The 3,896-nt window shown below is 39.1% G+C and carries 2 protein-coding genes and 2 pseudogenes; 1 reads left to right on the top strand and 3 read right to left on the bottom strand.

What is annotated here, in order from left to right; all coding sequences use genetic code 11:
• Positions 1-7: 7 nt before the first annotated feature.
• Positions 8-133, top strand: a pseudogene (locus LC574_RS30280) (catalase); the annotation flags it as partial.
• 500 nt (positions 134-633) lie between these two features.
• Here the strand turns inward: LC574_RS30280 and LC574_RS30275 are convergent.
• The 3 genes and pseudogenes from LC574_RS30275 to LC574_RS30265 form a co-directional block, all read right to left on the bottom strand.
• On the bottom strand, positions 634-2,010 hold the full coding sequence (locus LC574_RS30275; RefSeq protein ID WP_229457302.1) for an alkaline phosphatase family protein: 1,377 nt from the start codon (positions 2,008-2,010) through the stop codon (positions 634-636).
• A gap of 211 nt (positions 2,011-2,221) precedes the next feature.
• Positions 2,222-3,442, bottom strand: a complete 1,221-nt coding sequence (eboE, locus tag LC574_RS30270) for a metabolite traffic protein EboE (RefSeq protein ID WP_229457301.1) — start codon at positions 3,440-3,442, stop codon at positions 2,222-2,224.
• A gap of 146 nt (positions 3,443-3,588) precedes the next feature.
• Positions 3,589-3,896: pseudogene (locus tag LC574_RS30265) on the bottom strand (polyprenyltransferase); the annotation flags it as partial.

Here is a 3,896-nt window from a genome sequence, read left to right as displayed (position 1 = left end):
TGACGGTATTCCTGTTGCGGATAACCAAAATTCACGCACAGCTGGATCGCGTGGCCCTGTATTAATACATGATTTCCACCTTTTAGAAATGCTGGCTCATTTCAACAGGGAACGTATTCCTGAGCGCGTTGTTAAGTTTTGGGGTTCAGTCATGGATAAAGAAGTTCTCCGTTAAGTTCTTGAGATTGCCAGAGTAAAACTTAGCCAGCAGATAGGCGGTTGCCCACTAATGAAGCTAATTAGTTCATAATCATAACGAGTTCATATATAAAGCATACTCGATATGACTATGGATTACCACAAAAATGTTTTAGATTTTTGGAATCTGTAGTGATGCATATATGTGTATTGGTGTCAACTTAAAATGAAAGCCGGCGATCTGCCATGAGAAGCATTTCTAGCCTTTGGTTAGAAACAAGGTTTTAAAAGATATAAGTTGGCACGCATGACAGCTATAGCGCTTCTCGGTTGAGTCCAATACAGACCTAACCCCCAGCGCCAACCCTTGTAGCGTTGGGGAGTAAGATTCAAAGTAGGTTGGGTTGAGGGGCAAAACCCAACATATTGTAGGGTTTGTTGGGTTTCACGACCTTCAACCCAACCGTATTACCCCCACTCCCCACTCCCCACTTCCTACTCCCTATTCAAATGTTTGAGAATCAACGAACAAACATCTGTCGCCTCAATGCGATTTTCACTAACTAGGTGAGTTTGATGGGTGATAAATAGAGGCCCTTCATCAACAGAAGTGCTAATGTTACCGTGAGAACCGCGTACAAGGGAAGCATCCAGAGGAATTACATCCATTAAGTAGCGAAAACCCAGTTGTTTCTTAAGTAGCTTGAGAGCAATTTTTCCTTGAGGAAATTTAATTTGCGGATCAAGGAAAAGTTCTACAGGATCGTAACCAGGTTTGCGATGGATATCTACAGTTCTAGCAAAATCAGGTGCTTTTGCATCATCAAGCCAATAATAATAGGTAAACCAAGCATCAGATTGAGCGATCGCCACCAACTCTCCCGATCTAGGATGAGCAATATGGTAGGTTTGCTTACCCTCTTCATCCAATACCTGGGCTACACCTTCAGTCGTTTCTAAAAGCGATCGCACTTTCGGGATGTATGCTGGATCATTCACATACACATGAGCAATTTGATGATCGGCAACAGCAAAGGCAATGCTAGCACCAAAATCGAGCAGTTCTCGCCCCAATTCTTCCCGCACAGCAATTAAACCGTTTTCTCGTAGTACGCGGTTGATATCCACAGCTTTAGAAACTGGGGTAATGCCATACTCAGAAAGAATAATTACCTGAGTATTACGTGCTTGATAATATTTAATTAAATCGCCACAAACAGCATCAATTTCTCGCAAATCAGCTTGGATATGTTTTTCATCATGACCAAATCGTTGCAGACAGTAATCTAAATGTGGTAAATAAACTAGTGATAATGTAGGGCTGTAACGTTCCTCAATCCATTTTGCCGAATTGGCAATCCATTGACTAGAACTAATGGTAGTTTTTGGCCCCCAAAAATCGAACAAAGGGAAGTTTCCTAAATCAGATTGAATTTGCGATCGCACATCACTAGGATGGGTATAAATATCAGGTAATTTTCTCCCATCTGCGGGATACATCGGGCGCGGTGTAATGGCATAATCGACTGAGGAATACATGTTGTACCACCAAAAAAGGTTGGCACAAGTGAAGTTTGGAGCAATTGATTTAGCTATTTCCCAAACTTTGGGAGCCTGCACCAGTTTATTAGATTGTCGCCAAAACTTCACTTCACATTCATCGCGGAAGTACCAACCATTAGCGACAATTCCATGTTCATCAGGCAATTTTCCTGTTAAATAAGTAGCCTGAACAGAACAAGTTACAGCAGGTAAAACTGTTGCGATCGGCACTACTTGCCCAATAGCCGCCCAAGAAGATAAAAACGGTGTGTTTTCTCCTAATAAACTGGGCGTTAATCCCACGACATTTAGAACAACAGTTTTCTGCATAAACTTAATCCTCTCTTATCCAAATTAAAAAATTAACTAGAAAAGCACAATAATGCATCTCTAAACATTTAAACCAAAAAAGCCCATTGAAATATTAATTTCCAAATTACGAATTACGAACTTGTACTGCCCTTCTCTACGAGAGGCTGCGCCAACGACTACGCTCAGGAACCGCGACTTGCCTTGAGCGAAGTCGAAAGTAGCCGAAGTATTACGAATTACGAATTATTTTTAATACCCACTCATATTCTCGTTGAATAGAAGTCAGCAAATCTATCTTCATTTCTGCTGGTAATACATCCCAAGTGTAAGTCTCAATTTCTAAATGTGAGCAAGCATTATTTGTTTGAAGTAGATGTAAAACAGTAGCAATGTCATCTTGGGTAGACTGCAAAATTTGATAATCATGAATAAAAATTGGGACATGAAAATGAGTACGCCACTCTTCAGCTAGAGATTGTTTTAAATGCGGTAATGCAGTTATTAAATCAGGATAGTGACGGAGTGTACCATCACTGCGACGTTCTATTACTTGGTGAAGATAAGTAGATTCTGCAAAAGGGCGTAAGCGTTCAACTATCAAACTACGTTTCTCAACATCAGCAGGTATTTTTACTTTAATCGCGGCGCTGATTTGAATCTTGCCAATTTTAATTCCTACAGAGTGCAAACGTGCAAATACAGATTGCGGTTCCTCATATTCAACTGAAAAATGACAGGTATCATAGCAAACCCGAACGTGTTCTAGCAATTTTGTTTCTGCTAAACTCTGTTCAATATTTAATTTTTCTGATAAGTAATTACCGCTAATTGGCAATAACCAATTTTGATAGAAATCAATTACTTCTGAGGTATTTTCAATTAAACCATCAGGCTCAGGCTCTAAATCAATATGGAGTATCTTTCCTGTTTCTTCGCGGATGCGAATCATTTCTACAACAACTGACGCTATGTTTAAACAACTCTTTTTCAGAACTGTCTCGAAAGTTGTTTGGTCTTTTTCCCACCAAGGTTTATAGGATAATGGTAGCGTAGAAATTCCGCCATCAAGTCCTTCTGGTAATAGAGTAGCTAAAATTTGTGCTAAGTTTAATGTATAATTTACCCGTTCTTGCGTAGACCAATCTGGTGCATAAACTTGATCTTTTACCACCTGTCGATGGAATCCGCCATAAGGGAATCCATTTAAGGTGAAAACGTATAAATCTTCTTGACTAAGCCAGGCTTGGAATTGAGCTAAGTTATTATTTTGTAACAGTTCTTTGGCAGCTGCATCTGCTAATCTTAAACCAATACCAAAAGGTGCTATTGGCGATAAACGTGATTTGAGATTGGGAACATATTTTTCTAAATTGGCGAAAACCTCTAGCCAACTTTCGCCAGGATGAATATTGCTGCAATAAGTTAAGTGATTATTATTTGTAATTTTCATTTTATAGCTTTATCCCTTGTATATGTAATCTATTTTCTTTAACTTATACTATTTCACAAAATACCGGCCACATATTCATTGATATAGGCGCACATTTATGCGCCCATACAACCGCTCATGGGATTACTGGGTGTATACATTCAAATTTAAGTAACAGCAAATACTTTTGCTAACTTCATCGAAAATGGTAGCAAAATTAGAACGAATAAACCGTAATACAAACCAGCAAAACCAGATGCAACAGTTGCATCTAAAACTATTAGAGATAAAACGCCTATTTTCACGGCATTTCTGATATTTTCGGCTACTGGTTCACGCGCAGCTTTGATAAAATTCGGCAATACTCGAATAGCTAATAAAACAGCAAATGGTAGTGCTGCGATCGCTGTATACTCTCCTAATAATCCTAAAGCTAAAACTGCTGTCAAAACTATTGCAATCAGTAGTAATGCAG

Source organism: Nostoc sp. CHAB 5715, assembly GCF_020829685.1.
GTDB lineage: Bacteria > Cyanobacteriota > Cyanobacteriia > Cyanobacteriales > Nostocaceae > Nostoc.
Note: the sequence above shows the minus strand (reverse complement) of the source record. Positions and strands in the feature narration are given on the sequence as shown.

Excerpts from the sequence above, each read along its gene's own strand:
- LC574_RS30275 (WP_229457302.1), bottom strand. The coding sequence starts at position 2,010 with ATGCAGAAAACTGTTGTTCTAAATGTCGTGGGATTAACGCCCAGTTTA.
- eboE (WP_229457301.1), bottom strand. The coding sequence starts at position 3,442 with ATGAAAATTACAAATAATAATCACTTAACTTATTGCAGCAATATTCAT.